Origin of the sequence: Curtobacterium pusillum (assembly GCF_007673235.1) — a bacterium.
GTDB classification, from domain to species: domain Bacteria; phylum Actinomycetota; class Actinomycetes; order Actinomycetales; family Microbacteriaceae; genus Curtobacterium; species Curtobacterium pusillum_C.
Genome location: NZ_VDZH01000001.1, coordinates 175484 through 202427 on the forward strand (window position 1 = coordinate 175484; position 26944 = coordinate 202427).

Annotated in this window: 22 protein-coding genes and 1 tRNA gene; 12 read left to right on the forward strand and 11 right to left on the reverse strand. The window is 72.3% G+C overall.

Annotated elements, in window-relative coordinates:
• Positions 1 to 18 precede the first annotated feature (18 nt).
• Complete coding sequence (locus tag FS532_RS00825; protein WP_144749504.1) at positions 19 to 915, forward strand: siderophore-interacting protein; 897 nt, start codon at positions 19 to 21, stop codon at positions 913 to 915.
• The gene (locus FS532_RS00830; protein ID WP_144750733.1) at positions 912 to 1718 is read left to right on the forward strand and encodes an ABC transporter ATP-binding protein; all 807 of its coding nucleotides are present in this window, start codon (positions 912 to 914) and stop codon (positions 1716 to 1718) included. Before FS532_RS00825 ends, FS532_RS00830 begins: the two co-directional genes overlap by 4 nt.
• 322 nt (positions 1719 to 2040) lie before the next feature.
• Here the strand turns inward: FS532_RS00830 and FS532_RS00835 are convergent, their stop codons facing one another.
• The 5 genes from FS532_RS00835 to FS532_RS19115 all read right to left on the reverse strand — a co-directional run bounded on the left by FS532_RS00835 (position 2041) and on the right by FS532_RS19115 (position 7548).
• Entirely contained in the window at positions 2041 to 2397 is a 357-nt protein-coding gene (locus tag FS532_RS00835) for a Fe-S oxidoreductase (protein WP_186321857.1), read from the reverse strand.
• 2 nt (positions 2398 to 2399) lie between these two features.
• Positions 2400 to 3803 carry a dihydrolipoyl dehydrogenase family protein gene (locus FS532_RS00840; protein ID WP_144749506.1) on the reverse strand — a complete coding sequence of 468 codons (1404 nt, stop codon included), beginning with the start codon at positions 3801 to 3803 and terminating at the stop codon, positions 2400 to 2402.
• Between the two features lie 89 nt (positions 3804 to 3892).
• Positions 3893 to 4714 carry an arginase family protein gene (locus tag FS532_RS00845; protein ID WP_144749509.1) on the reverse strand — a complete coding sequence of 274 codons (822 nt, stop codon included), beginning with the start codon at positions 4712 to 4714 and terminating at the stop codon, positions 3893 to 3895.
• 45 nt (positions 4715 to 4759) lie between these two features.
• Positions 4760 to 5485: a PspA/IM30 family protein gene (locus FS532_RS00850; RefSeq protein WP_144749511.1), complete on the reverse strand. Its 726-nt coding sequence runs from the start codon at positions 5483 to 5485 to the stop codon at positions 4760 to 4762.
• A gap of 65 nt (positions 5486 to 5550) precedes the next feature.
• Positions 5551 to 7548: a TPM domain-containing protein gene (locus FS532_RS19115; protein ID WP_144749513.1), complete on the reverse strand. Its 1998-nt coding sequence runs from the start codon at positions 7546 to 7548 to the stop codon at positions 5551 to 5553.
• A gap of 208 nt (positions 7549 to 7756) precedes the next feature.
• Between FS532_RS19115 and FS532_RS00860 the strand changes: the two genes are divergently transcribed.
• Together FS532_RS00860 and FS532_RS00865 are read left to right on the forward strand one after the other, a co-directional pair.
• On the forward strand, positions 7757 to 7960 hold the full coding sequence (locus tag FS532_RS00860) for a hypothetical protein (RefSeq protein WP_071291810.1): 204 nt from the start codon (positions 7757 to 7759) through the stop codon (positions 7958 to 7960).
• 21 nt (positions 7961 to 7981) lie between these two features.
• Positions 7982 to 8572, forward strand: a complete 591-nt coding sequence (locus FS532_RS00865; protein WP_144749515.1) for a 4'-phosphopantetheinyl transferase family protein — start codon at positions 7982 to 7984, stop codon at positions 8570 to 8572.
• Here the strand turns inward: FS532_RS00865 and map are convergent.
• Positions 8532 to 9299, reverse strand: coding sequence for a type I methionyl aminopeptidase (map, locus tag FS532_RS00870; protein WP_144749517.1), 768 nt, complete (start codon positions 9297 to 9299; stop codon positions 8532 to 8534). The two genes, FS532_RS00865 and map, sit on opposite strands and share 41 nt — an antisense overlap.
• Before the next feature lie 45 nt (positions 9300 to 9344).
• Between map and FS532_RS00875 the strand changes: the two genes are divergently transcribed.
• Positions 9345 to 9620 (forward strand): helix-turn-helix domain-containing protein, encoded by a 276-nt coding sequence (locus FS532_RS00875; protein ID WP_144749519.1) that lies wholly within the window; start codon positions 9345 to 9347, stop codon positions 9618 to 9620.
• Here FS532_RS00875 and FS532_RS00880 read toward each other — a convergent pair.
• The 5 genes from FS532_RS00880 to FS532_RS00900 form a co-directional block, all read right to left on the reverse strand.
• A complete protein-coding gene (locus tag FS532_RS00880; protein ID WP_260852470.1) occupies positions 9617 to 10939 on the reverse strand; it encodes a M1 family metallopeptidase in 1323 nt (440 codons plus the stop codon). The two genes, FS532_RS00875 and FS532_RS00880, sit on opposite strands and share 4 nt — an antisense overlap.
• Positions 10936 to 14871 carry a Pls/PosA family non-ribosomal peptide synthetase gene (locus tag FS532_RS00885; RefSeq protein WP_144749521.1) on the reverse strand — a complete coding sequence of 1312 codons (3936 nt, stop codon included), beginning with the start codon at positions 14869 to 14871 and terminating at the stop codon, positions 10936 to 10938. Before FS532_RS00885 ends, FS532_RS00880 begins: the two co-directional genes overlap by 4 nt.
• Positions 14872 to 14915: 44 nt before the next feature.
• The gene (locus tag FS532_RS00890; protein ID WP_260852471.1) at positions 14916 to 15968 is read right to left on the reverse strand and encodes a Gfo/Idh/MocA family protein; all 1053 of its coding nucleotides are present in this window, start codon (positions 15966 to 15968) and stop codon (positions 14916 to 14918) included.
• A gap of 141 nt (positions 15969 to 16109) precedes the next feature.
• Positions 16110 to 16181, reverse strand: a tRNA-Arg gene (locus FS532_RS00895).
• A gap of 110 nt (positions 16182 to 16291) precedes the next feature.
• Positions 16292 to 16870, reverse strand: a complete 579-nt coding sequence (locus FS532_RS00900) for a hypothetical protein (RefSeq protein ID WP_144749523.1) — start codon at positions 16868 to 16870, stop codon at positions 16292 to 16294.
• Between the two features lie 71 nt (positions 16871 to 16941).
• Here FS532_RS00900 and argS point away from each other — a divergent pair, with 71 nt between their 5' ends.
• The 7 genes from argS to rho all read left to right on the forward strand — a co-directional run bounded on the left by argS (position 16942) and on the right by rho (position 26944).
• The gene (argS, locus tag FS532_RS00905; RefSeq protein ID WP_144749525.1) at positions 16942 to 18612 is read left to right on the forward strand and encodes an arginine--tRNA ligase; all 1671 of its coding nucleotides are present in this window, start codon (positions 16942 to 16944) and stop codon (positions 18610 to 18612) included.
• 222 nt (positions 18613 to 18834) lie between these two features.
• Entirely contained in the window at positions 18835 to 19590 is a 756-nt protein-coding gene (locus FS532_RS00910; protein ID WP_186321858.1) for an LmeA family phospholipid-binding protein, read from the forward strand.
• Positions 19591 to 19648: 58 nt separating this feature from the next.
• A complete protein-coding gene (gene lysA, locus FS532_RS00915) occupies positions 19649 to 21073 on the forward strand; it encodes a diaminopimelate decarboxylase (protein WP_144749529.1) in 1425 nt (474 codons plus the stop codon).
• A gap of 45 nt (positions 21074 to 21118) precedes the next feature.
• Positions 21119 to 22426 carry a homoserine dehydrogenase gene (locus tag FS532_RS00920; RefSeq protein WP_144749531.1) on the forward strand — a complete coding sequence of 436 codons (1308 nt, stop codon included), beginning with the start codon at positions 21119 to 21121 and terminating at the stop codon, positions 22424 to 22426.
• A 52-nt stretch (positions 22427 to 22478) separates the two neighbouring features.
• Positions 22479 to 23558: a threonine synthase gene (gene thrC / locus FS532_RS00925; RefSeq protein WP_144749533.1), complete on the forward strand. Its 1080-nt coding sequence runs from the start codon at positions 22479 to 22481 to the stop codon at positions 23556 to 23558.
• Positions 23559 to 23590: 32 nt separating this feature from the next.
• Positions 23591 to 24547: a homoserine kinase gene (thrB, locus tag FS532_RS00930; protein ID WP_144749535.1), complete on the forward strand. Its 957-nt coding sequence runs from the start codon at positions 23591 to 23593 to the stop codon at positions 24545 to 24547.
• Positions 24548 to 24709: 162 nt separating this feature from the next.
• Positions 24710 to 26944 carry a transcription termination factor Rho gene (gene rho / locus FS532_RS00935; protein ID WP_144749537.1) on the forward strand — a complete coding sequence of 745 codons (2235 nt, stop codon included), beginning with the start codon at positions 24710 to 24712 and terminating at the stop codon, positions 26942 to 26944.

A 26944-nucleotide genomic window follows, 5' to 3' on the forward strand; every position in this document is an offset into this window, starting at 1 on the left:
GCATGCCATACTCGGGGTGTGGCAGCCCGGTACCGTGTCTTCTCCGTCCGCGTGGCCGCCGTCACGTCGCTCACCCCGAGTTTCGTCCGGGTGACCCTGACGGGCGACGCCCTCGCCGAGTTCTCCTCCGTCGGCCTCGACCAACGGATCAAGATCGTGCTGCCCATCCCCGGCCACGGGTTCACCGACCTGCCCGACGGCGAGGACTGGTACGGCGCCTGGCGTGCCTTGCCCGATGCCGTCCGGAACCCGCTGCGTACCTACACGGTCCGTTCGTTCCGGCCCGACGCCCGCGAGCTCGACATCGACTTCGTCGCGCACGGCGACACCGGGCCGGCGTCGCGCTGGGTCTCCTCCTGTCGCGTCGGCGAGGAACTCCGCATCGTCGGACCCGCCGTGCCCGACTCGCCCGCGGAGCTCCCGACCGGCGCCGCCGAGTTCGACCCCGGCACCGCGAACCGGATCCTGCTCGCCGGCGACGAGACGGCCGCTCCCGCCATCTGCGCCATCCTCGAAGCGCTCGACGTCGCCACCGTCGGGCACGTCTTCATCGAGGTCCCGACCGACGCCGACCGGCTGCCCGTGTCCGCGCCCGCCGGGGTCGAGGTCCGCTGGATCGCCCGGAACGGTGCCACGCACGGCGTCCGGATGACCGACCAGGTGCACGCCTGGGCTTCCACCGTCGCCTCCGGACCGGCCTGCGGGGACACCGTCGAGCTCGCGGACGTCGACGTCGACGAGCAGGTGCTGTGGGACATCCCCGCTGCCGCCGACTCTCGCCCCGTCTACGCCTGGATCGCGGGCGAGGCCGGCTGCGTGAAGGAGCTCCGCCGCCACCTCGTGCGCGGTGTCGGACTCGACCGGAAGCAGGTCGCGTTCATGGGGTACTGGCGGCACGGCAGGGCCGAGAACTGAACGCCGCGGCCGGGCTCCCGACCACTGCGCTCGGTGCCCGTGGGCTGACGCTCGCGTACGACGACCGCGTCGTGGTGTCCGCGCTCGACGTCGACGTCCCGGACGGTGAACTCACGGTCATCGTCGGGCCGAACGCCTGCGGGAAGTCCACGCTGCTGAAGTCCTTCGCGCGGACCCTCAAGCCGACTGCGGGCACGGTGTACCTCGACGGGTCGCCGATCTCCTCCCTCCGCCCGAAGGCCGTGGCGCGCCGGGTCGGCATGCTCCCGCAGACGCCCATCGCGCCCGACGGCATCACCGTCCGCGACCTGGTGTCCCGCGGACGCTTCCCGCACCAGGACCTGCTGCACCCGTCCTCCGGGTCGGACCGGATCGCGGTGCAGGCGGCGCTCGAGCAGACGGAGACCGTTTCGCTCGCTGATCGAAGCGTGGACGAGCTCTCGGGTGGGCAGCGGCAGCGGGTGTGGATCGCGATGGTGCTCGCGCAGGAGACCGACATCGTCCTGCTCGACGAGCCCACCACCTTCCTCGACATCGCGCACCAGTACGACGTGCTCGAGCTCGCGTCGGCCCTGCACGCCGCCGGTCGGACGGTCGTCGCAGTGCTGCACGACCTCAACCAGGCCGCGCGGTACGCCACCCACGTGATCGCGATGCGCGACGGGTCGATCGTGGCGTCCGGGCCGCCGGCCTCGGTCGTGACGGCCGACCTGGTCGAGGACGTGTTCGGCCTGCCGTGCGTGGTCGTCCCCGACCCGGAGACGGGCACGCCCCTCGTGGTCCCGCGGCGCCGCGCCGCCTGACGCGCTGGCGGTCGCGCCGCGCGCGCCGAGGTCGCACGAAGTGCCGCTCCCGTGCGCCGCGCGCGGCACATCGTGCGACCTCGGCAACCCGCGCGCGGCGCGTTGTGCGACCTCGACACCGGACGCGACGCGTCTGCCGTGAACGCACGCCGCCCCGGACGGGAGGCACGGTGCGAGCCGGCACCGCGCCTCCCGTCCGGTGACCGGTCGCCGCGACCGCCGCGACCGCCGCGAGGTCGCGAAATTTGCCGCTCGCGCGCACCGCAAGCGGCACTTCGTGCGACCTCGACGACGTGCGCGCGGCGCGTTGCGCGACCTCGGGTCAGCGGTAGTTGCCGTCCTCGAGGCCGGCCTCGATCTCGAAGCGGTTCCGCAGCGGGTCCCGGCCGGCCAGCGCGTAGACGATCGGCATGAGCATGCCGTACCGACGCCACTGGTCGACGTGCACGCGCTCGTGCCGGAGCACCCGATCGCCGTCGTTGTCCCGCGTCAGGTACACCGAGCCGACGCACGTTCCACCACGTCGGAACACCCAGCGCGGCAGGCCGGAGCACACGACCAGCCCGTCGACGACCCGCACCTTCCCGGTGGAGAGCGGGACGCCGACGGCGAGGCCCACCGCCGTCGCGAACAACCACCCCGCCCGGGACACGGGGGAGTCGAGCAGGGGATTCCGCACCGCTACTCCGGGCGGCCGTAGGTCTCGAGCAGTCGGAGCCAGATCTCGTTCATCGTCGGGTAGGCGGGGACGGCGTGCCACAGGCGGTCGACCTGGACCTCGCCGACGATCGCGATCGTCGCGGCGTGCAGCATCTCGGCGACGTCCTGTCCGACGAAGGTGACCCCGACGACGACCCCGCGGTCCTCGTCGACGACCATCTTGGCGCGTCCGGTGTACCCGTCGGCCTGCAGCGAGGCGCCGGCGACGTTGCCGAGCTCGTACTCGACGGCACGGACGTTCAGGCCCTGCTCGCGGGCCTTCGCCTCGGTGAGGCCGACGCTCGCGACCTCCGGGTCGGTGAAGGTGACCTGGGGGACCGCGGCGTGGTCGGCCGTGGCGACGTGCGCTCCCCACGGCTCGGTGTGCAGCGGCGTGCCCTGGTGGCGGGCGGCGATCGCCTCGCCGGCAGCGCGCGCCTGGTACTTGCCCTGGTGGGTGAGGAGGACGCGGTGGTTCACGTCGCCGACGGCGTACAGCCAGTCGGTGCCCTGCACGAGCATCGTGTCGTCGACCTGCAGCCAGTCGCCGGCGGTCAGCCCGACGGACTCGAGACCGAGGTCCTTCGTCGTCGCGGCACGACCGGTGGCGGCGAGGACCTCGCTCGTCACCAGGGTGCTGCCGTCGTCGAACGTGGTGGTGACGAGGCCGTGCTCGTCGCGGTCGACGCGGGTGGGGTTCACGCCGGTGCGGACGTCGACGCCGAGCTCACGGAGCGAGTCTGCGATGAGTTCCCCGGCGAACGGCTCCATGCCGCCGAGCAGCCCGTGCCGTGCGACGAGGGTGACCTTCGCCCCGAGGGACGCCCACGCGGTCGCGAGCTCCGAGCCGGAGACACCGCCGCCGATGACGAGGAGGCTCTCCGGGACCTGCTGGGCACTCGTCGCCTCACGCGTGCCCCACGGCTTCGCGTCGGCCAGGCCGGGGACGTCGGGGAGGGTGTGCAGCGACCCGGTGACGACGGCGATCGCGGCGGCGGCCGTGTAGCTCGTCCCGTCGACCTCGAGCGTCTTCTCGCCGGTGATGCGGGCGTGTCCGCGGATGAGGTCGATGTCGGCGGAGTCGAGCCAGGAGACCTGCCCGTCGTCCTTCCAGTCCGAGGTGAACGAGTTCCGTCGGGCGAGGACGTGCGCGGCGTCGAGGTCACCGGTGACCGCCTGCTTCGCGCCGTCGAGTCGCTTCGCCGCAGCGAGGGCGTGACCACTGCGCAGGAGGGCCTTCGACGGCATGCACGCCCAGTAGGAGCACTCGCCGCCGACGAGCTCGGCTTCCACGATCGCCACCGTCAGGCCGCGCTTCTTGGCGTAGTCCGCCACGTTCTCGCCGACTGCGCCGGCGCCGATCACGATGAGGTCGTAGTCCGTCATGGGGCCGAGCGTACGCGGATCGGCATGGGTCTCGCCGAGCGCGGTGCGTCGGGCGGACGTGCCACCGTGTCAGCGTGCCGGACGCGCGATCAGGCGGTTCGGGACGCGCTCGTCAGGGCGCCGACCGCGCGCAGGATCACGCCCAGGTCGTCGACGGCACGGTCCGGGTCGACCGGTGCGAACCCGGTGAGGGCGGCACCGGCGAGCCGACGCCCACGGGTCGCTGCCTGGATGCGCTCGACGAGCCCGGCACCGTCGAGGCCGAACGGCACCGGTTCGAGCAGTCCGTCGACCTCGGACGGGTCGAGCACGTCGAGGTCGACGTGCACGAAGACGGCGTCCGCGCCGGTGGCGTCGACGGCGGCGGCGATCGCGTGCGGGGTCGCTGCGTCGACGTCGAGGTGCACGATGCCCGCCCGGTCGAGGGCGTTCGTCTCGGCGTCCTCGATCCCGCGCACACCGGCGACGACGACGTGCGACGCAGGCACCACGGGGAGGGCGGGGAAGAGGTCGTCCGGCCGGTCGACGAGCAGTCGGAGCACGGCGGTCTCGGCCGCGACGGGCTGGGCACGGTTCAGGGCACGGAAGCCGCTCGATCCGGCGATGCGCACGAACGCGGTGTCCGGTCCGAGCCCGACGGTGACACCGAGGATGCTCGCGCCGTCACCGCCGACGACGAGGACGGGTTCGCTGGCGACGCCGGTCTCCTCGGCGACCCGGTCGGCCACGGCGAGCACCGAGGTGTACCGGGCGACCGCGGTCTCGAGCCGGTCACCCGCACCCGCCGGGACGTCGATCACGGTGGTGGACGCTCGGGGGAGGTCGGCACCGATCGCCGTCGCTCCGTCTCCGAGGCGCATCGCACGGGACGACGCCGAACCCTGCCACTGACCGACCACGAGGAACTGCATCGTCTCAGTCTGTCAGGTGGGGTCCGACGTCGCCCGTGGACGGGATCAGAAGCTCGACGAGCCGCCGGACTTCAGCGCGGCGAGACGCGCCTCGACCTCGGCGTCCTTGCCGACGTCCTCGAGGCTCTCGAACTGCGAGTCGAGGCTCGACGACTGGAGCTCCTGCTGGCCGAGGACCTTCGCTTCCTCGCGGCGGACCTTCTCCTCGAAGCGACCGAGGTCGCTCGTCGGGTCGAGCACGTCGATGTTGCCGAGCGCGTCGTTGACCTTGGACTGCGCCTCGGCGGTCTTCGAGCGGGCGACGAGGTTGTCGCGCTTCGAGCGGAGCTCCTCGAGCTTCTGCTCCATGCCCGCGAGACCCGCCTTGAGCTTCTCCACGGCCTCGTTCTGCGAGGCGAGGTTCGGCTCGGCGTCCTTGACCTCCTGCTCGGCGGCGATCTGCTTGCCGATGGCGATCTTGGCGAGGTTGTCGAACTTGTCGGCCTCGGCGGTCTTGCCCTCGACGCGGTACTTGTCCGCGGCGACGGAGGCGTTCGCTGCCTTCTGGCCCCACTCGGTGGCGGCCTTCTTGTCCTCCTCGTGGTCCTGCTCGAGCAGGCGCACGTTGCCGATCGTCTGCGCGATCGCGGTCTTGGCGTCCGCGATGTTGTTCGTGTAGTCGCGCACGAGCTGGTCCAGCATCTTCTGCGGGTCCTCGGCGTTGTCGATGAGCTGGTTGATGTTCGCTCGGACGAGGGTCGAGATGCGTCCGAAGATCGTCTGCTTTGCCATTGCTGTTCCCTTTCGTGGAAGGTCTGGTGTGGTGCTGTCGATCTGGTCTGCGGTGCTGCGGGGGGCTAGAAGCGGCCGCCGCCGGAGAACCCGCCTCCGCCGCCTCCGCCGCCACCCCCGCCGAAGCCGCCGCCGCCGAAGCCGCCTCCGCCGCCCCCGAAGGAGCCGCCCCCGAAGCTGCCGCCGCGGCCGCCGAGCAGACCGCCGAGGACGATGCCGGTGACGAGCCCGCCGAGCTGCGCGCCGTTGCCGCCCCCGCCCCCGAAGCCGCCACCGCCGCCCCAGCCGCCCATGTCGTCGTTCGCAGCGTCCATCGCCGCGGCCGCGTACTGCTCGGCGGCCCGGGCGGCCTGCAGCGCCTGACCGGGGTCGGTGGTGGCGAGGTTCACGGCGTCGTCGAGGGCGCGTTCGGCCTCGGACAGCCGGGTCCGTGCGGTGGGTCCGACGCCGCCGCGGTGCAGCGAGATGAACTCTCGGGCCTGGCTGATCCGGTTGCGCGCGTCGCGGAGGGCGTCGTCGAGGGCCCGGGCCGCCCGCTGCTGCTGTTCCTGGGCACCCCGTGCCGTGGCGATCGCCTGGTCGATCTCGGTGTTCGCCTTCGTCAGTGCGTCCACCGCGGCGATCGGGTCCTTCGGGTCGAGGCCCTGGCGCAGGACGGTCTCGGCGCGGGTGACCGCGGCGGCGAGTTCCGGGCCACCGGCCTGCAGGGTGCGAGCGGCTGCGACGTCGCCCTCGATGTCGATCCGCATGGCCTCGGCCCGCGCGGTCGCCTCGGCGAAGGTGGACTCGGCCGCGACGGCGCTCGACGTGAGCTGCTGCACCTGGGCGAGGGCGTGCTGGGCGTCCCGCACGGCGACGACCGCCTCGCCCTTGTCGCCCGACGCGATGGCAGCGGTGGCGGCCTGCGAGCGTTCGGTGGCGTACGCCAGGACCTGCTGCGCCTGGTCGACGCTGTCGGACACCGTGGCGAGGGTCCGGCCGTCGTAGGCGCCCCGCACCCGCTCCAGTGCTGCCCCGGCCGCGCTGACGGACGCCGGCGCTGCGGCGACGGCCTCGGCGAGGGCCACGGCCGCCTCGTCGACGCCGTTCTCGAGTGAGCGGAGTTTGTCGAACGAGTCCGTCTGTTCCTCGATCGACGCGTGTGCCTGCTCACAGATCGCGATGATCTGGTTCGCCCAATCGGCGCGCTGCTGCGGGGTGTCCGGGATCTCGTCGTCGAGCTGCTGCTGGAACGTGAAGGCCTTGCGGACGTTCTGCTGCGCGGCTGCGACGGCCTCGGCGAAGGGCTTCGCTGCGTCGGCGCCGAACTGCGCCGTCGCGAACCCGACCTCTTGTTCGGCGGTGCGCAGCTCGTCGTCGATCGTGACGAGTGCGCCGCCGGCGGTCCGTTCGAGGTCGGCGAGCGAGGCCTCCTGCGCCTTGGTCGCGGCGGCGGTGCGGCGCTTGTTCCGGGCACGGATGACCAGCACGATGACGACGAGCGCGACGACGACCACCAGGAGCAGGATCCACAGCCAGGTGAGGTTCGGCGGGGCCTGCGAGTCGGTCAGGCCGTTCGCGAACGCGAGGGCGGCTCCGGCCCAGTCACCGTTCTTGAGTGCGGGGACCGCGTCGTCGTTGTACGCGGACTCGGCGTCGCTCGCCGAGATCGAGGTCTCGTTCGTCTGCTGGACGTCGGCGATCCGGTCGTCGACCGCGATGGACAGCACGATGCTGTCGGTGTCGATCTGGTTCCGCTGCATCGTGGCGTCGCCCCACGCGGCGTGTTCCGACGGGTTCGTGAAGGTCGGCACGAACACGACGTACAGCTGTGTCTGCGTCTCGTCGTAGAGCTTCTTGATCGCGCTCTCGATGTCGGACTGCTGCGAGGAGCTCAGCACGTTCGCCTCGTCGAGGACGTACGCACCGCCGAGGTCGACCGGCGCCGTCGCCCGCGCCGTCGTCGCCGGCGCCAGCACGAGGAAGACGGCGAGCAGTGCCGCGGCGAGGCGTCCGATCAGTCGCGATGTCCCCCTGTCCGTGCTCGTCCTGCCCGTGGCCGATCCGCCCTGGACCGCTCGCATCCGTCCTCCGTCCGTCGCCGTGGTCGCCGTCCCGAGACCCCCGGAACTGCGCCCCGGAGCGCTGTTGCCCGGAGTCTATCCACGCCGCGCAACGCTCGGACAGACTCCGGGCGAACCCTCGTGGAACCAGGGATCTGTGGACGGCTTGTCCCCCGGACCGGGGTATGCTCCAGGTGCGTTCGACGACGAACGAGACAGGGGAACTGCAATGGAGCGAACAACGAGTACCGAGGTCGTCCCGCTCGAGGACGGCTACCACCGTGTGTCGACGCCCGCGAGTGGCGTGATCGGCTTCGTCCGCGAGCACAACGGCCGCTACGAGGTCCTTCGTGGCCGCGTCCGACAGGCCACCCGTTCCGAGGGCCTCTACAGCACCATGAACGTCGCGCTCATCGCGCTGACGCACGCCTGATCCGCTCGTAGGCTCACCTGTGTGAGTCTCCCGCGCCTCCCGTCCGTCGTCGTGACGCTGGCAGCGCCGGGCGCGACCGCAGCGGACGACCGGGAGGCCCTGCTCGCCGCCGTCGCGACGGCCGCGGGCGTCGGCGTCTCGGCCGTGCGCGCGGGGCGCGTGTGTGCGCACTGTGGCGCGACCGACCACGGTCGTCCCTGGGCCGCGGTCGACGGCTCCGCCGTCGGCGTGAGCCTGTCGCGCACCACGGACCTCGTCGCGTTGGCCGTGGGACCCACTGCGCTCGGCGTGGACGTCGAGCGCGTCTCCCGGGTCGCCGCCGCCCCGCTCGACGCGTTCACCGACCGTGAAGCAGCCCGGGCGAGCGGCGACGCCGCCGAACTCGCGGTGCTCTGGGCGGTGAAGGAGGCCGTGCTGAAACTCGACGGCCGCGGGCTGCGCTTCGACCCGCGGTCGGTGGAGGTCGACCTGGACCGCATGGTCGCCGTCCTCGACGGTGTCGAGCACCCGGTGACGGTGCTGTTCCCGGCGCCGGACACGGTCCTCGCCGTCGCGGCCGACGGCGTACCGGTCACCGTGGCAGGGTCAGCACCTCGACGCCGTCCCCGGTGATCGCGACGGTGTGCTCCGTGTGCGCGGTGCGTGCCCCGGTGGCGCTCCGGAGCGTCCAGCCGTCCGGGTCGGTGACGAGCACGTCGGTGTCCGCCATCACCCAGGGCTCGAGCGCCAGGAGGAGACCGGGCCGCAGGGTGTAGCCGCGTCCGGGTCGGCCGGTGTTCGAGACGTGCGGGTCCTGGTGCATGGTCGACCCGATGCCGTGGCCGCCGAACTCGACGTTGACCGGGTAGCCGGCGCCCGCGAGCACCGTTCCGATCGCGTGCGAGAGGTCCCCGGTGCGCGTGCCTGGCCCGGCGATCGCGATGGCGGCGGCGAGGGCGCGTTCGGTGGCGTCGATGAGGGCGAGGTCCGCGGGGTCGGGCGTGCCGACCACGAAGCTGATCGCCGCATCGGCCGCGATGCCGTCGAGGGAGACGGCGAGGTCGAGGGTGAGGAGGTCGCCGTCCGCCAGCACGCGGTCGTGGGGGAGGCCGTGCAGCACGGCGTCGTTCACCGCGGTGCAGATGTGGTGGCCGAAGGGGCCGCGGCCGAACGAGGGCGCGTAGTCCACGTAGCAGGAGTCGGCGCCGGCGTCCTCGATCATCGCCTTCGCCCAGCGGTCGATCTCGAGCAGGTTCGTGCCGACGCGGACGCGGTCGCGCAGGGTGTGCAGGATCGTGCCGACGAGGGCACCGCTCGCGTGGGCCTTCTCGACCTCGGTAGGGGTGAGGATCTCGATCATGGGATGATCATACCGGTACAGGAAGACCGGTATTAGTATGGCCGCATGGTCCGTCTCCCGCTCAGCCCCGACGAGGTCGCCCGTGGGCGTCGCCTCGGAGCGCTCCTCCGCCGTGCACGGGGTCCGCGTTCCATGCTCGACACCGCGCTCGCGGCCGGGATCTCGCCCGAGACGCTCCGGAAGATCGAGACCGGACGCATCGCGACGCCGGCGTTCTCCACGATCGCGTCGGTCGCCGGGGTCGTCGGGCTGTCGCTCGACGCCGTGTGGGCCGAGGTCAGCTGTGAGCCTGACCTGGCCGGTACCGCGGCCGCGGGTTAGGCGACTTCGGGGACGCCCGGTTCGTCGATCCACGGCGCCGTGACCGCGCGCACCGCGTCGACGGTGGTGCCAGCGGAATCAGCGAACGCGCTGAGCACGTCGTCCGGCTGCACCGTGTCGTGCCGGTGCCGCTCGGTGATCGTCCGGAGCCCCGTGAAGAACGCGTCGTCACCGATCGACCGGCGGACGGCGTGCAGGGCGAGTGCGCCGCGCTTGTAGACGCGGTCGTCGAACATGTCCTTCGCGCCCGGGTCGCCCACCACGAGGTCCTGCGGCTGCTCGAGGAGCCCGTCGCGGTACCGCTGTGCGAGGTCGTCCGCGGAGGCACCGCCGCGGTGCTCGGACCACAGCCACTCCGCGTAGCAGGCGAACCCCTCGTGCAGCCAGATGTCCCGCCACCGGGCGACGGTCACCGAGTTGCCGAACCACTGGTGGGCCAGCTCGTGGGCGATGAGTCGGTCGGTGCCGTGCTCGCCGTCGACGTGGTTCCGGCCGAAGACCGCGAGGCCGTGCGCCTCGAGCGGGATCTCCAGGTCGTCGTCGGTCACCACGACGCCGTACGCCGGGAACGGGTACGGCCCGAACCGGTCGGCGTACAGGGCGAGCATGTCCGGCACCTTCCCGAAGTCCGTCTTCGCGGCGCCTGCGAGGTCGGCGGGGTGGTGCAGGGTGACGGGAACGTCCGAGCCGCGGAGCTTCGTGGTGCGGTACCGACCGATCTGCACGGTCGCGAGGTAGGTGGCCATCGGGTCGGTCGTGGCGTAGGTCCAGGTGGTGCCGGCACGGGCGCGCTCCTTGCCGAGCAGGTCGCCGTTCGCGAGGACGTCGTAGGCGGCCTCGGCGGTGATCTCGAACCGGTAGGTGGCCTTGTCGTCCGGCCGGTCGTTGCACGGGAACCACGAGGGTGCGCCGGTCGGCTGCGCAGCGACGATGACACCGTCGGTCAGTTCCTCCCAGCCGATCTGGCCCCACGGGCTCCGCAGCGGGTGCGGGGTGCCGCGGTACTTCACGTGGACGGTGAACTCGGTACCGGCGGCGATCGGCTCGGCGGGGGTCACGGTCAGCTTGTGGGTCGCGGTCGAGGTCTTCTTCGCTCGGCGGCCGTCGACGTCCACGCGGTCCACCGTGAGTCCGTGCAGGTCGAGCACGATCCGGTCGAGGGCCGTGTCGGCCTGCGCCATGACGGTGGCGGTGCCGTCGAGCCGGTTCGTGGCGACTCGGTACTCGAGGCGGAGGTCGTAGTGTCGGGCGCTCCACCGCCGATCACCGCTGTGCGGGGTGTACGGGTCGGCGTCTTGGTTCGTCGAGGCGGGCTTCACGGTGCCGGCAAGTCTGCCACGCTGACGCCTGCCGCGGACGGCGCGGCGGGCACCGGCGGCGCAGATGTCCACGGAGCGATCGGGTTGCCCGCCCAGTGCGTCCCACCGGGCACCTGCTCGCCGCGCATCACGAGCGACGCCGGCCCGACCGTGGCACCCGTACCGATGCCCGCCGCGGGCAGGACCACGCTGTGCGGGCCGAGCGTGGCACCGGCATCGAGGCGGACCTCGTCGAGCTGCATCACCCGGTCGTGGAACAGGTGCGTCTGGACGACCGTCCCTCGTGCCACCGAGGCGCCGTCGCCGATCGTGACGAGGTCGGCCTCCGGGAGCCAGTACGTCTCGAGCCAGGTGCCGCGACCGATCGTCGCCCCGAGGCTCCGCAGCCACGCGGCCAGTGCCGGGGTGCCCGTGGCCTGCTCGGCGAACCACGGCCGGGCGACCGTCTCGACGAACGTGTCCTGCACCTCGTTCCGCCACACGAACGACGACCACAGGGGGTGCTCCCGCGCGGCGATCCGGCCGACGAACACCCACTTCGCGATCGTCGACACCACGGCGGCCACGGCCCCGGCGACGATGAGGACGGGCCCGGCGAGCAGCACCGTCCACCCGATGCCCACCGCGGACCACAGCGCGAGCAGGGACCCGACGACGCCGAGCGCCAGCCCCGCCGACACCATCGGGGCGACGAGCCGCAGCAGCTCCCAGCAGCCCCGGGCGACCTTGAGGGACCGCGGCGGCCGGAACGTGCGCTCCTCGTCGAACTCCGCCGTGGCGCGACGGAGCCGCACCGGGGGAGACCCGAGCCACGACGAGCCGCGCTTCGCCTTCTTCGGCACGGCGGACAGCACCGCCACCAAGGCCTCCCGCGGCACCGAACGGCCCGCACCCGTCATGCCGCTGTTGCCGAGGAACGCCCGCCGCCCGACCTTCGACCGACCGATCCGCACCCGGCCGCCGCCGAGCTCGTACGTCGCCACCATGGTGTCGTCGGCCAGGAACGCCCCCGACGCGATCTGCGTCAGCGCCGGGATGAGCAGGACCGTGGAGATCTCGGTGTTCCGCCCCACCCGTGCCCCGAGCAGCCGCAACCACACCGGGGTCACGAGCGACGCGTACAGCGGGAACAGGAGCGTGCGCGCGGCGTCCAGGACCCGCTCGGTGCACCACACCTGCCAGCCGATCCGGGAACGCACCGGGTGCCGGCCCTCGTGCAGGCCGATGCCGAGCAGCCGGACCGTGCCGACGACCAACGCCGCGTACACCGCACCGGCGACGACCGTCGCGAGCGGCACCCACACCAGCGCGCGCAGCACCGCGTCACCGAGGGAAGACGCCGACCCCACGAGGAACCACGCCACCGCCACCCCGGAAGCGACACCCAGCACCGGCAACCCGGCCACGGCCACGGACCCGGCCCCGTACGCCAGCAGCCACCGACGTCGCGACGGCGGCCGTGCCTCCCGGTCGTGTCGAGCCGACCCGACGCGTTCCGCCGGCGAACCCGCCCAGCGCTCCCCGTCCGGGACCCGGCCGGCGACGGCCGAACCCGCCTCGACCTCGGCACCCGCACCGACGTGCGCCCCCGGCAGCAGCGTCGTGCGGCTGTGCACCACCGCGTCCGCGTCCACCCGGACCCGTCCGATCCGGAACACGTCCCCGTCCACCCAGTGGCCCGCCAGGTCGACCTCGGGCTCGATCGACGCACGCTTGCCGATCGTCAGCATCCCGGTCACCGGCGGCAGCGTGTGCAGGTCGACGCCCTTGCCGATCCGCGCCCCGAGGGCCCGCGCGTAGTAGCTGATCCACGGCGCCCCCGACGTCGACGGGCCGTCCACCGCCTCGGCGATCCGCTCCGCCAACCAGACCCGCACGTGCACCGACCCACCACGGGGGTGATCGCCCGGACGGACACCGACGAGGATCAGCCGCGCCAGCACGACCGTCACCGCCATCTTCCCCACCGGGGTCACGAAGAGCAGCAGTGCGACCACCAGCACCGGCCACGGCAGCACCGGGACGAACGGCAGCGTCGTGGCGTGCAGCACCGCAGCCACGAGCGCGGTCCACGTGAGCACCCGGAGCCCGCGCAGCACCTGCACCGGCACGCCGAGCAGCGTCATCACCAGACCCGTCGCCGGGGGCACCGGACGGACGTCGCGAGGGACCGACACCACCGGGCCGGAGTCGTCCAGTGCATCCGCCAGCGCCCCGATCCGCGGGTGGTCGTACACGTCCGCCACCGTCGTCGTCGGGAACCGCTCCCGGATCGCCGACACCAGCTGCGCCGCCGTCAGGGACCCGCCACCGTGCGCGAAGAAGTCGTCGTCGACACTCGCCACCGGGACCCCGAGGATCGCCGACCACCGCTCGGCGATCCACGCCACCGTGTCCGGCAGCATCGCCGCGTCGGAGGACCCCGGCAGCGGCCACGGCAACGCCGCCCGGTCCACCTTCCCCGAGGTCCGCGTCGGCAGCGACTCCACCACCGCCACCAGGGGCACCAGCGCCGCCGGGAGCTCCTCGCGCAGCCGGGCGTTCGCCGCCGCCACGTCCACCGACCCACCCGCCACCGGAGCCACGTACCCCACCAGCACCTGGTTGCCCGCCGGCGTCCGCTGCACCACCGCGGCCCCACCCGCGACGTCGTCGAGCGCCTGCAGTGCCGCGTCGATCTCCCCGAGTTCGATCCGCCGGCCACCGAGCTTCACCTGGTCGTCCGCGCGCCCCTGGAAGACGAGCCCCTCAGGGTCGTACCGCACCAGGTCGCCGCTCCGGTACGCCCGCTCCCACCCGAGCTCCGGGAACGGCGCGTACTTCTCCGCGTCCTTCGCCGGGTCCAGGTACCGCCCGAGCCCGACACCACCGATCACCAGCTCACCGACCCCACCGGGCTCGACCCGCTGCCCCGCGGCGTCCACGACCGCCAGGTCCCACCCGTCCAACGGCAGTCCGATCCGGATCGGCGTGCTCCCGTCCAGCAGGGCCCCGCACGCCACCACCGTCGCCTCCGTCGGCCCGTACGTGTTCCAGACCTCGCGGTCCCGGCTCGCGATGCGCGCCGCGAGCTCCGGCGGGCACGCCTCGCCCCCGAAGATCACCAGCCGCACCTGCTCCAGGGCGTCGTCCGGCCACAGCGCCGCCAGGGTCGGCACGGTCGACACCACCGTGATCCCGTGGGCGATGAGCCACGGCCCCAGGTCCACACCCGTCCGCACGAGCGACCGCGGTGCCGGGACCAGGCACGCACCGTGTCCCCACGCCAACCACATCTCCTCGCACGACGCGTCGAACGCCACGCTCAGCCCGGCCAGCACCCGGTCACCGGGACCGATCGGCGCCGGCTGCAGGAACATCCGCGCTTCGGCGTCCACGAACGCCGCCGCGGAACGGTGCGTCACCGCGACGCCCTTCGGCACACCGGTCGACCCCGACGTGAAGATGATCCAGGCGTCGTCGTCCGTCGTCGGGGCCTCGGCGCTCGCCGCGGGGTCGACGACGGGGGAGGGCTCGGCGTCCGGTGCTCCGTCGCGACGGAGCACGCCGCTCGCGCCGATGACCCCGACCACCCGGGCCTCGCCGAACACGAGCGTCGCCCGTTCCTCCGGGTCGTCGGCGTCCACCGGGACGTACGCGGCACCGGCGGCGAGCACGGCCAGGATCGACACGTAGAGGTCACGGCCACCGGACGGGATCCGCACGCCGACCCGGTCGCCGCGCCGGACACCGCGACGCGCCAGGTCGTCGGCCCGCTCGTGCACGAGCCGCACCAGCGTGGCGTAGTCGATCGTCCCGGCGGGGTCCTCGAGCGCGAGGGCGTCGGGGTGCTCCTCGGCCGTGGCCGTGAGGACGTCGAGCAGCGTCCGCGGTGCCGGTGCGTGCTCGCCGCGGGCGAGTTCGAGCTGCGGGTTCCCGGTGGCGCTGGTCATCGAGTCCTCTTCCCGGTCGCGTGCAGGACGACCGGCCGGTGATCCTAGGGGGTCGACGTGACGCGCTGGGGAACAGCCGGGGTCGGCCCGAGTGCGACACGGGCGGCGTCGAGCGCGGCCGCCACACCGATGGAGTCGTCGAGCGAGTGCACCGGCGACTCGGTCCGTCCCTCTTCGACGTACCGGGCGAGCGCGGCGGCCTGCCAGACGAGCCCCTGCCGACCGCGGAGGCCGCTCGGGTCCTCCCAGTGCTCCGCGTCGGCTCCGTGGTGCAGCGCGAACGATGCCGGGAACACGAAGTGGTCGGTCCACCGGACCGTCGCGCGGCTGCCCGCGATGACCGCCAGGCCCGGTGTCCACGCCGTCATCGACGTGGTCACCACCGACTGCGCGCCACCGTCCGCCGTCGACACGGTGACCGACTGGAGGTCCACCCCGCGATCCGACAGCGCCCCCGTCGTGCTGCTGGTCACCGGGGCGCCGGTGGCGAAGCGTGCGAACCAGTGCCCGTACACACCGGCGTCGAGGAGCGCACCCCCGCCTGCGGCGGGGTCGAACATCCGGTCCGACGGGTCGGGGTCGTGCGGCCAGCCGACGTCGACGGTCGCCAGTCGGACGTCACCGAGGGCACCGTCCGCGAGGAGCCGCGCCACGACGGTGGTGCCGGGCAGGTAGCGCGTCCACATCGCCTCCATCGCGAACACCCCGGCGTCGCGGGCCGCTGCCGCGAGGGTGCGCGTGTCGGCCTCGGACGTGGTCATCGGCTTCTCGACGAGGACGTGCTTGCCGGCGGCGATCGCGAGCAGCGCGTGCTCGAGGTGCTGCGGGTGCGGGGACGCGACGTAGACGACGTCCACCGCCGGGTCGGCCACCAGTGCTTCGTACGAGCCGTGCGCGCCGGCGATCCCGTGCCGTGCGGCGAAGGCGGCGGCGCGCTCGGGGGAGCGGGAGCCGACGGCCACGACCCGCTGGTCCGAGTTGGCGTGCAGCGTGCTCGTGAAGTCGCCCGCGATCACCCCGGACCCGATCACACCCCACCCCAGCACGGACCCGCCGCGGAGCGCAGCAACCTCAGGTTCCGGAAACGCCATCGTCATGGTTCGACGGTACCGGAGGGCACCCGGCCCAACCGGCCCCGGAGGGAAGGTCGGCGAAGCCGACATCGCGCGCAGCCGACTGAGCGAAGCGAAGACGTCTGCTTGCGCGGGAATGTGACAGCCTGCGTGGGAATGTAACTGTGCCCCCAGGAGGATTCGAACCTCCGCCCCTGCCTCCGGAGGGCAGTGCTCTATCCCCTGAGCTATGGGGGCCCTGGGTGGGAACAACCGTAGCAGGTCGGCGCCGGTGTCCGAGACCACGCGTGTCGGACGGGAGGCGCGTGGCGGGCCCGCACCGTGCCTCCAGTCGGGTGGTGGTCGGCTCAGCCGGCCGGCGTCGCCGAGCCGTTCGGCTGCACGACCTCCCGCACCGCGTCGATGACGGGCTGCGCGCCGCCGGGCTCGGTGAAGAGCGTGGACGTCGCGGTGATCCAGTACGGGTCCGCGAAGGCGTCGGCGCGGCCGACGCCGTCGGTCAGCGAGAAGTACCCCTCGACGCGGTAGGTCGGCACGGAACCGCCCCGCTCGTAGAGGGCGTCCTTGAGGTTCGTGAGCGACTTCTCAGGCAGGTCCGCGACGGCCAGGGTGATCGTCGTCGAGGCGTCGTCGGCCGCCGTCCAGTGGCACACGCGGCCGCGCTGCTGGGCGATCCGGGCGGCCGGCGACCCCTTCTCGGGCTCGTAGTCGCTGTCGATGGTGAAGGTCGTCCCGTAGACGTCGAGCGATCCCGACGGCAGGAGCTCCCCGCAGGTCTGGGCGACGCGCTTGCCGACCGGTGCCGCGGTCGCAGTGGGGCTGGCGTCGTCAGAACCGCCGCCCCCGGAGCACGCCACGAGGGCGAGGGACGCGGAGAGGGCGAGCGCGGCGACGCTGATCGCCCGGGCGCGGCTGCGGGAGGTCATCCCGACATGATGGTGCACGGGCTCGGGCATCGGCCCGGAGCCGCCTGCGTGTCCCGGTAGACTCGATCCTCGTGACTCCTGCCGAACTCTCCGCTGCGTACCTGTCGATCCTGACCGGGATCGTCGAGCGACGCGGCGCGTCCGACACCGTGACGATCGGGGAGTCCCATGTGGCCCTCGAGCGTCCGAAGAACCGTGCACACGGCGACTGGGCCTCGAACGCGGCGATGCAGCTCGCGAAGCGCCTCGGCACGAACCCGCGCGAGCTCGCGACGGAGATCGCCGGCGAGCTCACCGAGCTGGACGGCGTGGCCTCGGTCGACGTCGCCGGACCCGGGTTCATCAACATCACGCTCGAGGCCGCGGCCGCCGGTGAGATCGCCCGCACGATCGTCGAGGGCGGCGAGTCCTTCGGTCACGGCGACCTCTACGACGGGGTCCGGATCAACCTGGAGTTCGTGTCGGCGAACCCGACCGGCCCGATCCACATGGGTGGTGTGCGTTGGGCAGCGGTCGGCGACTCGCTGGCGCGGGTGTTCCAGGCGCAGGGCGGCCTCGTCACGCGGGAGTACTACTTCAACGACCACGGCGCGCAGATCGACCGGTTCGCCCGGTCCCTCGTCGCCTCGGCGCTGGGGGAGCCCACGCCGGAGGACGGCTACGGCGGCGCCTACATCTCCGACATCGCGGCGCGGGTCATCGCCACGCTGGACCCGTCGATCGACGTGAAGGACCTCCCGCGCGACGAGGCGCAGGAGGTCTTCCGGCGCGAGGGCGTGGACTTCATGTTCGCGGACATCAAGGCCTCGCTGCACGACTTCGGCGTCGACTTCGACGTGTACTTCCACGAGAACGCGCTGCACGAGTCGAAGGCCGTCGAGCGCGCCATCGAGCGGCTCCGCTCGGCGGGCGTGATGTACGAGGCCGATGGTGCCGAGTGGCTCCGGACGACCGACTTCGGCGACGACCGCGACCGCGTCGTCATCAAGTCCGACGGCGAGCCGGCGTACATCGCGGGCGACCTGGCGTACTACCTCGACAAGCGCGAGCGCGGCTTCGAGCGGAACCTGATCATGCTCGGCGCGGACCACCACGGCTACGTCGGCCGGATGATGGCGATGTGCGCCGCGTTCGGGGACGAGCCGGGCAAGAACCTCGAGATCCTCATCGGGCAGATGGTCAACCTGCTCAAGGACGGCGAGCCGATGCGCATGTCGAAGCGCGCGGGCACGATCGTCACGATGGAGGACCTCGTCGACGCCGTGGGTGTGGACGCCGGCCGGTACTCGCTCGTCCGGTTCGCCAGCGACACCGCGATCGACATCGACCTCGACCTGCTCGTCAAGCGCACCAACGACAACCCGGTCTTCTACGTGCAGTACGCCCACGCCCGCACGCAGTCGGTGGCCCGCAACGCCGCGACCGCCGGGGTGGATCGTTCGGCCTTCGACGCCTCGCTCCTGACGCACGACACCGAGGGCGCCCTCCTCGGCGCGCTGGCGGAGTACCCGCGCGTGGTGCGTCAGGCCGCCGAACTCCGGGAGCCGCACCGCATCGCGCGGTACATCGAGCAGCTCGCCGGCCTGTACCACCGCTGGTACGACGCCTGCCGGGTGACGCCCCTCGGCGACGAGGCCGTGACGGACCTGCACCGCACGCGCCTCTGGCTGAACGACGCCACGGGCCAGGTCGTCCGCAACGGTCTGGGCCTGCTCGGCGTGAGCGCGCCGACCCGCATGTAGCGACCGCTGCGCGCCGCGCTGCCGATCGCGCCCCCGCACGAACATCGCGCCCCGTCACAACGGGGCGCGATGTTCGTGACGGGGCGCGAAGCCGCGCACCCGGGCCACCCGCGCACCCGCACGACCCGCGCACCCGCACGACCCGCACGACCGCAGCCGACGCGCCGGACCGGCGCCGTGCCTCCAGGCCCGCCCACGGGACCACCTGGCAGGGTGGGACGCATGTCCGCCGCCACCGAGACCCCCCGGAAGCGCCGTCGCTGGCCCGTCGTCCTGATCGTCGTCGTGGTCGTCCTCGCGGCGCTCGTCGTGATCGCCGAGTTCGTCCTCCGCGGGGTCGTCGACCGCATCATCGCCCAGCAGGTCGAGCAGTCGCTGCCCTCCGGCGCGACCGGTGAGGTCGAGGCGCACGCGAACGGCATCGTCATCCCGCAGCTCATCGGCGGGAAGCTCGACGACGTCGAGATCTCCTCGCAGAAGCTCACCATCGACGGGATCCCGCTCGCCGCCGACGTCACCGCGCACGACGTGCCCATCGACGGCAAGGGCGACGTGCGCGACGTCGACGGGCACGTGACGCTCGCCGCCGGGTCGGTGAAGGAGCTGTCGAAGTACAGCCCGCTGTTCGACCGGTTGAGCCTGGTCGACGGCGGCGTCGAGCTGTCCGGCAAGACCGCGGTGCTCGGCTACGACATCACCTACGCGGCGAAGGGCGACGTCGTCGCGCAGGACGACGGCACGGGCATCACCATCACGCCGAAGACAGTGCGGATCACGAACTCGGCCCTCGGGCTGAAGGTCGACTCGATCCCTGGTGTCACGAACGTGCCCGTCCAGGTCTGCACCGCGCAGTTCCTGCCGTCGCAGCTGCGCGTCCGGTCGCTCGACATCACCGCGTCGGACGCGTCGGTCCGCGTCACGGCCGATTCGCTGCCGCTCAACGAGGCAGGGCTGCAGACGGTCGGGAAGTGCTCGTAGTCGCCTGGCCGCGTAACGCGGCCTGGAGGCACGGCTCGGCTCGGTAGGATCGGGTCCCGTGAGCGAGAACCCCCTTGCCCCGCAGCGACTGCGGTTCCCGACGGACCCCTCCGCGCTCGAGGCGCGCATCTGGCCCGCGTCCGCGACGCGGACCGACGACGGCGACCTCGTCGTCGGCGGTGTGACGGCGTCCGACCTCGTCGCGCAGTACGGCACCCCGCTCTACGTGGTGGACGAACGCGACGTGCAGTCCCGTGCCGTGCGCGTGCGGAACGCGTTCACCGAGGCGTTCGAGCGCATCGGCACCCGGGCGCACGTCTACTACGCCGGCAAGGCCTTCCTGACGACGCAGGTCGTGGCGTGGATGGCCGAGGCGGACCTCCGCGTCGACGTCTGCACCGGCGGCGAACTCGCGGTGGCGCTGGCCGGCGGCATCGACCCGGCGCTGTTGGGCTTCCACGGCAACGACAAGTCCGACGCCGAGATCACACGCGCGGTCGAGGTCGGCGTGGGCACCATCGTCCTCGACAGCCACGAGGAAGTGCAGCGCGTCGCCCGTGCCGCGGCGGACGCCGGGATCGTGCAGCGCGTCCGCATCCGGATCAACAGCGGTGTGCACGCCTCGACGCACGAGTACCTCGCCACCGCGCGGGAGGACCAGAAGTTCGGCATCCCGCTGACCGAGGCGGTGGCGGCGGCCGAGGCCGTCCGTGCGGAGTCCTCGCTCGCGTTCGTCGGCCTGCACTCGCACATCGGCTCGCAGATCTTCGACGAGTCCGGCTTCCGCGAGGCCGCGCGACGCCTGATGGACGTCCACGCGACGCTCGTGGCGACCGGCCCGGTGCCGGAGCTCAACCTCGGTGGCGGCTGGGGCATCGACTACACCGAGGCCGACTCGGCGTTCGAGCCCGAGGACGTCGCCGAGGCGCTCGCCACCATCGTCGCCGAGGCCTGCAGCGAGCGGGACATCCCGGTGCCGGAGATCGCGGTCGAGCCCGGGCGGTACATCGTCGGGCCGGCCGGCATCACGTTGTACCGGGTCGGGACCATCAAGCCCGTGACGCTCACGGACGAGTCGTCCGACGCATCCGGCGCGCGAGGGGTCTCCGCCACGCGCACCTACGTCTCGGTCGACGGCGGCATGAGCGACAACGCCCGGCCCGCGCTGTACGGCGCCGACTACACGGCTCGGCTCGCCCGCACCTCGGACGCCCCGGCGGTCCTCACCCGCGTCGTCGGCAAGCACTGCGAGAGCGGCGACGTCGTCGTGAACGACGAGTACCTGCCCGGGGACGTGCACCGCGGCGACCTGCTCGCCGTCGCGGCCACCGGTGCCTACTGCTGGAGCCTGGCGAGCAACTACAACCACGTCGGCCGCCCGCCGGTCGTGGCGGTCGCCGACGGCACTACCCGTATCCTCGTGCGTGGCGAGTCGATCGACGACCTCCTCGCCCGCGACACCGGGGTCGCGCCGGGGGCCTGACGTCCCCGACCCGACCCGACTCCCCACGAACAGGACCCGCACCAGATGATCGAATACCGCAACGTCCGCGTCGCGCTGCTCGGAGCCGGCTCGGTCGGCTCCCAGGTCGCCCGGCTGCTCCTCGAACACGGCGACGAGCTGGCCTCGCGTGCCGGCGCCGGCCTCGAACTCGTGGGGATCGCCGTCCGCGACGTCGACGCCCCGCGCGACGTCGACCTGCCGAAGGAGCTCTTCACGACGGACGCGGAGTCGCTGATCCTCGGTGCGGACATCGTCATCGAGCTGATCGGCGGCATCGAGCCCGCGCGCACGCTCGTCCTCCAGGCACTGCAGTCCGGCGCCGACGTCGTGACGGGCAACAAGGCGCTCCTGGCGACCCACGGCCCGGAGCTCTTCGCAGCGGCCGAGCAGGTCGGCGCACAGCTCTACTACGAGGCCGCCGTCGCCGGTGCGATCCCGATCATCCGCCCGTTGCACGACTCGCTCGCCGGTGACCGCATCGTGCGCATCATGGGCATCGTCAACGGCACCACGAACTTCATCCTCGACCTGATGGACCGGGAGGGCGCGACGTTCGAGGACGCCCTCGCCACGGCCACCGAGCTGGGCTACGCCGAGGCCGACCCGACCGCGGACGTCGAGGGCTACGACGCCGCGCAGAAGGCCGCGATCCTGGCGTCGCTCGCGTTCCACACCTCCGTCCCGCTCGCCGCCGTGCACCGCGAGGGCATCACCTCGGTCACGATCGAGCAGGTCCGCGCCGCGCGCAAGGCCGGGTACGTCGTGAAGATCCTCGCGACCGCCGAGCGCCTGACCGACGCGGACGGCACCGAGGGCGTCAGCGCCCGTGTCTACCCGGCGCTCGTGCCCGAGTCGCACCCGCTCGCGAGCGTGCACGGCGCGAAGAACGCCGTGTTCGTCGAGGCCGAGGCCGCCGGTGACCTGATGTTCTACGGCGCCGGTGCCGGTGGTGTCGAGACCGCGTCGGCCGTCCTCGGTGACCTGGTGTCCGCCGCGCGCCGGCACGTCATCGGCGGCCCCGGTGTCGCCGAGTCGACGCAGGCCGACCTGCCCGTCTTCCCGATCGGCACCGTCCGCACCCGCTACCAGATCACGTTGCACGTCACGGACGCCCCCGGCGTGCTGTCGACCGTCGCCGGCGTCCTGGCGAAGCACGGCGTCAGCGTCGAGACCGTCGAGCAGACCGTGGCTTCGGGCTCCGACGCGACGGCGACCCTCGTGATCGGGACGCACCTGGCGCGCGAGTCCGACCTGGCCTCGACCGTGGTGGCACTCCGCAACGAGGACGTCGTCGTCGAGGTCACGAGCGTCCTGCGGGTCGTCGGCGCCTGACGCCGACGTCTGACGACACACCAGCTTTCGAACGAAGAAGAAGGGGAGCCTCATGGCCCACCAGTGGCAGGGAGTCCTGCGCGAGTACGCCGACCGTCTCGACGTCACCGAAGCGACGCCCGTCGTCACGCTCGGTGAGGGTGGGACGCCCCTCATCCCGGCGCGCCGCCTGTCCGAGCGCACGGGCGCCGAGGTCTACGTCAAGTTCGAGGGCATGAACCCGACCGGTTCCTTCAAGGACCGCGGTGTGACGATGGCGATCTCGAAGGCCGTCGAGCACGGTGCGAAGGCCGTCATCTGCGCCTCGACCGGCAACACCAGCGCGTCCGCCGCCGCGTACGCCACGCACGCCGGCATCACGGCCGCGGTCCTCGTGCCCGAGGGCAAGATCGCCATGGGCAAGCTCAGCCAGGCCGTCGCGCACGACGCCCAGCTGCTGCAGGTCCAGGGCAACTTCGACGACTGCCTCGACATCGCCCGCGACCTGGCGGCGAACTACCCGGTGCACCTCGTGAACTCCGTCAACAACGACCGCATCGAGGGACAGAAGACCGCCGCGTTCGAGGTCGTCGACGTGCTCGGTGACGCGCCGGACTTCCACTTCCTGCCCGTCGGCAACGCGGGCAACTACACCGCGTACTCGCGCGGCTACCGCGAGGACGTCGCCGCGGGCCGCTCCACGAAGCTCCCGCGCATGTTCGGCTTCCAGGCCGCCGGCTCTGCCCCGATCGTCCGTGGTGAGGTCGTCCGCAACCCGGACACCATCGCGTCGGCGATCCGCATCGGCAACCCCGCGTCGTGGGAGTTCGCGCTCGAGGCCCGTGACGAGACCGACGGCTACTTCGGCGCCATCACCGACGAGGCCATCCTCGCTGCGCATCGCATCCTCTCCGCCGAGGTCGGCGTGTTCGTCGAGCCGGCCTCCGCGATCGGTGTCGCCGGCCTGCTCGAGCGTGCCGACGCCGGCATCGTGCCGAAGGGTGCGAAGGTCGTCATCACGGTGACCGGCCACGGCCTCAAGGACCCGCAGTGGGCCCTCCGCACGCAGGACGGCGGCGAGGTCGCCCCGACGAGCGTCCCCGTCGACACGAAGTCGGTCGCCGACGTGCTCGGACTGGTCGGCTCCGAGTGAGCCTCGACCGCTCGTCCGGACCGGGGGAGGGCATGACCGCCCAGATCGCTGTACCGGCCGGACGGGCGGTCCGTGTCCGCGTCCCGGCCACCTCGGCGAACCTCGGCCCCGGCTTCGACTCGCTCGGCCTGGCGCTCTCGCTCTACGACGAGGTCGTCGTCCGCGTCCGTCCGGAAGCCGGCGCGACCGTCACGGTCGACGGCGTGGGGGCCGGCGAGGTCGCCACGGACGACGACAACCTGGTCGTCCGTGCGGTCCGCCGTGGGCTGGAGCACGCCGGCGTCCCGCAGCCCGGGCTCGAGCTGCACGCCGTCAACGCCATCCCGCACGGCCGCGGCATGGGCTCGTCGGCCGCCGCGATCGTCGCCGGACTCATGGCCGCCCGCGGGCTGCTCGAGGGCGTCGTCGACCTCGACGCCTCGACCCTGCTGACCCTGGCGACCGAGATGGAGGGGCACCCGGACAACGTGGCGCCCGCCCTCTTCGGCGGCCTCACGATCGCGTGGATGACGGCAGAGGGCCCCGCGTACAAGCGGCTCCTGGTACACCGCGGTGTGTCGCCGGTCGTCTTCGTGCCGACGTCCACGCTCTCGACGAAGCTCGCGCGCTCCCTGCAGCCCGCGAGCGTGCCGCACGAGGACGCGGCGTTCAACGTGTCCCGTTCGGCGCTCCTCGTCGCGGCGCTCATCCAGAGTCCCGAGCTGCTGCTGGCGGCGACCGAGGACCGGCTGCACCAGTCGTACCGTGCGAGCGCGATGCCGGAGACCGACGCCCTGATCAGCCTGCTGCGGCAGCACGGTCTCGCGGCCGTGGTCTCGGGAGCCGGCCCGAGCCTCCTGGTCCTCGGCAGCGACCCGGGTCAGCGCCTCACCGCGGCCGAGCTGGTGACGCGACACGGTGAATCCGACTGGCGGGCGCTCATGCTGGCCGTTGATCTGGGTGGTGCTACAGTGGTGCCGCACTCGGCGCTCCAAGCCGAACCCGCGTAGGCAGCAGGAACGTTCCTCGCCATGCAGGGTCCGGTGCGCGGGGGCAATCTCTTTCTGATCACCGAATCCCGGTCCGTCGTCTGAACGGCGGTCGATGCATACCCGTGCATCCGGGACGGTGGAAACTCTCCGCGGTCTGCGGTTCGAAAGGAAACACCGACCTTGACGAACGTCAACGACTCCACCCAGGTGGAGATCCCCAGCGATCTGCGCGCCCTCCGGCTCCCGGAACTCCAGCGCATCGCCTCCTCGCTCGGCATCACCGGGCTCTCCAAGCTCCGCAAGGGCGACCTCATCGCCTCGATCGAGGACAAGCGTCCCGTGACGGACGAGGCCCCCGCGGCCGAAGCGCCCGCAGCCCCCGCGGCGCAGGCGTCGGCACCGGTCGAGCAGCCGACGCTGCCCGAGCCGACCGAAGCCCCCGCCGCCGAAGCGCCCGTGGCGACCGAGACCCCCGCCGACGCCCCGGCCGAGCAGCAGCCCACCTCGCGTGCCCGTCGCTCCCGTCGTGCCTCGTCCGGCGGCACCGTGAGCGCGGAGCCGACCTCGGCCGCCGAGCACACCAACCACGGCCAGACCGGCACCGAGGACCTCCTCGCCGGCCTCGACCAGGTCCGTGCCGAGAAGGACGCCCAGGAAGCAGCCCAGGCCGGCGGTCAGCGCCGCGGCCGTGGGGCTCGTGGCCAGCAGAACGGCCAGCAGAACCAGCAGGCCGAGCAGCAGAACGCGCCGCAGGCCGAGCAGCCGAACGACCAGCAGGACCAGGCCCCGCAGTCCCAGCCCCAGCAGGAGCAGTCCGGCGACGCGCAGGACGGCGCCGACAACGGCGACCAGAACGACCAGCAGGGCGAGGGCGGTTCGCGTCGCGGCCGCCGCAGCCGTGGTCGCGGTCGTGGCCGTGGGCAGAACGCCGAGAACGGCGAGCAGGGCGGCGACCAGAACGGCCGCGACAACGCTCAGAAGAACGACAACGGCCAGAAGAACGACAACGGCCAGAAGAACGGCCAGAACGGCCAGCAGGGCGAGCAGAAGAACGCCCAGCAGGACGACAAGAACGAGCAGAAGCAGAACGGCCAGCAGAACGGCCAGCAGCAGAAGCAGGGCCAGCAGCAGAAGCAGCAGCAGGCCCAGCAGAACGCCGACGACACCGAGGGCGGCCGCAGCCGTCGCCAGCGTGACCGCAAGCGCGGCCGGGGCGGTCAGAACGACGAGTTCGAGCCGGAGATCACCGAGGACGACGTCCTCATCCCGATCGCGGGCATCCTCGACGTCCTCGACAACTACGCCTTCGTGCGGACCTCGGGCTACCTCCCGGGCCCGAACGACGTCTACGTCTCGCTCGGCCAGGTGAAGAAGTACCACCTGCGCAAGGGTGACGCGGTCGTCGGCGCGATCAAGCAGCCGCGGGACAACGAGCAGCAGAGCCGTCAGAAGTACAACGCCCTCGTGAAGGTCGACTCGGTGAACGGGCAGACCGCTGAGGAGGCCGCCGCGCGCGTCGACTTCCAGGACCTCACCCCGCTGTACCCGAACGAGCGCCTCCGCCTCGAGACCGAGCCGGGCAAGCTCAGCACGCGGATCATCGACCTCGTGTCGCCGATCGGCAAGGGCCAGCGCGGCCTCATCGTGTCCCCGCCGAAGGCCGGCAAGACGGTCGTGCTCCAGGCCATCGCGAACGCGATCGCCAAGAACAACCCCGAGGCGCACCTCATGGTCGTCCTGGTGGACGAGCGGCCCGAAGAGGTCACCGACATGCAGCGCACGGTGAAGGGCGAGGTCATCGCCTCGACCTTCGACCGTCCGGCCGAGGACCACACCACGGTCGCGGAGCTCGCCATCGAGCGTGCGAAGCGTCTCGTCGAGCTCGGCCACGACGTGGTCCTGCTCCTCGACTCGATCACCCGCCTGGGCCGCGCCTACAACCTGGCGACGCCGGCCTCCGGCCGCGTGCTCTCCGGCGGCGTCGACTCGTCGGCCCTGTACCCGCCGAAGCGCTTCTTCGGCGCCGCACGCAACATCGAAGACGGCGGCTCACTGACCATCCTCGCCACGGCGCTCGTCGAGACCGGGTCGAAGATGGACGAGGTGATCTTCGAGGAGTTCAAGGGCACCGGGAACATGGAGCTCCGCCTCAACCGCCACCTCGCCGACAAGCGGATCTTCCCCGCCGTCGACGTCAACGCCTCCGGGACCCGTCGCGAGGAGCAGCTGCTCTCCGCGGACGAGGTCAAGATCACGTGGCGCCTGCGTCGTGCCCTCGCCGGGCTCGACCCGCAGCAGGCCCTCGAGATCGTGCTGCGGAACCTCAAGGAGACGCAGTCGAACGTCGAGTTCCTGGTCCAGGTGCAGAAGTCGGTCCCCACGACCGGCGGGCACCACAACGGTCACCAGGAGTAA

Bases quoted from the DNA above. Each gene is read 5' to 3' on its own strand.
- map (WP_144749517.1), bottom strand. From the start codon at position 9,299: ATGATCGAGATCCTCACCCCTACCGAGGTCGAGAAGGCCCACGCGAGC.
- FS532_RS00910 (WP_186321858.1), top strand. From the start codon at position 18,835: ATGTCCGCCGCCACCGAGACCCCCCGGAAGCGCCGTCGCTGGCCCGTC.
- FS532_RS00885 (WP_144749521.1), bottom strand. From the start codon at position 14,871: ATGACCAGCGCCACCGGGAACCCGCAGCTCGAACTCGCCCGCGGCGAG.
- thrC (WP_144749533.1), top strand. From the start codon at position 22,479: ATGGCCCACCAGTGGCAGGGAGTCCTGCGCGAGTACGCCGACCGTCTC.
- FS532_RS00845 (WP_144749509.1), bottom strand. From the start codon at position 4,714: ATGCAGTTCCTCGTGGTCGGTCAGTGGCAGGGTTCGGCGTCGTCCCGT.
- FS532_RS00875 (WP_144749519.1), top strand. From the start codon at position 9,345: ATGGTCCGTCTCCCGCTCAGCCCCGACGAGGTCGCCCGTGGGCGTCGC.
- thrB (WP_144749535.1), top strand. From the start codon at position 23,591: ATGACCGCCCAGATCGCTGTACCGGCCGGACGGGCGGTCCGTGTCCGC.
- FS532_RS00920 (WP_144749531.1), top strand. From the start codon at position 21,119: ATGATCGAATACCGCAACGTCCGCGTCGCGCTGCTCGGAGCCGGCTCG.
- FS532_RS00900 (WP_144749523.1), bottom strand. From the start codon at position 16,870: ATGACCTCCCGCAGCCGCGCCCGGGCGATCAGCGTCGCCGCGCTCGCC.
- FS532_RS19115 (WP_144749513.1), bottom strand. From the start codon at position 7,548: ATGCGAGCGGTCCAGGGCGGATCGGCCACGGGCAGGACGAGCACGGAC.
- FS532_RS00860 (WP_071291810.1), top strand. From the start codon at position 7,757: ATGGAGCGAACAACGAGTACCGAGGTCGTCCCGCTCGAGGACGGCTAC.
- FS532_RS00890 (WP_260852471.1), bottom strand. From the start codon at position 15,968: ATGACGATGGCGTTTCCGGAACCTGAGGTTGCTGCGCTCCGCGGCGGG.
- FS532_RS00840 (WP_144749506.1), bottom strand. From the start codon at position 3,803: ATGACGGACTACGACCTCATCGTGATCGGCGCCGGCGCAGTCGGCGAG.
- FS532_RS00850 (WP_144749511.1), bottom strand. From the start codon at position 5,485: ATGGCAAAGCAGACGATCTTCGGACGCATCTCGACCCTCGTCCGAGCG.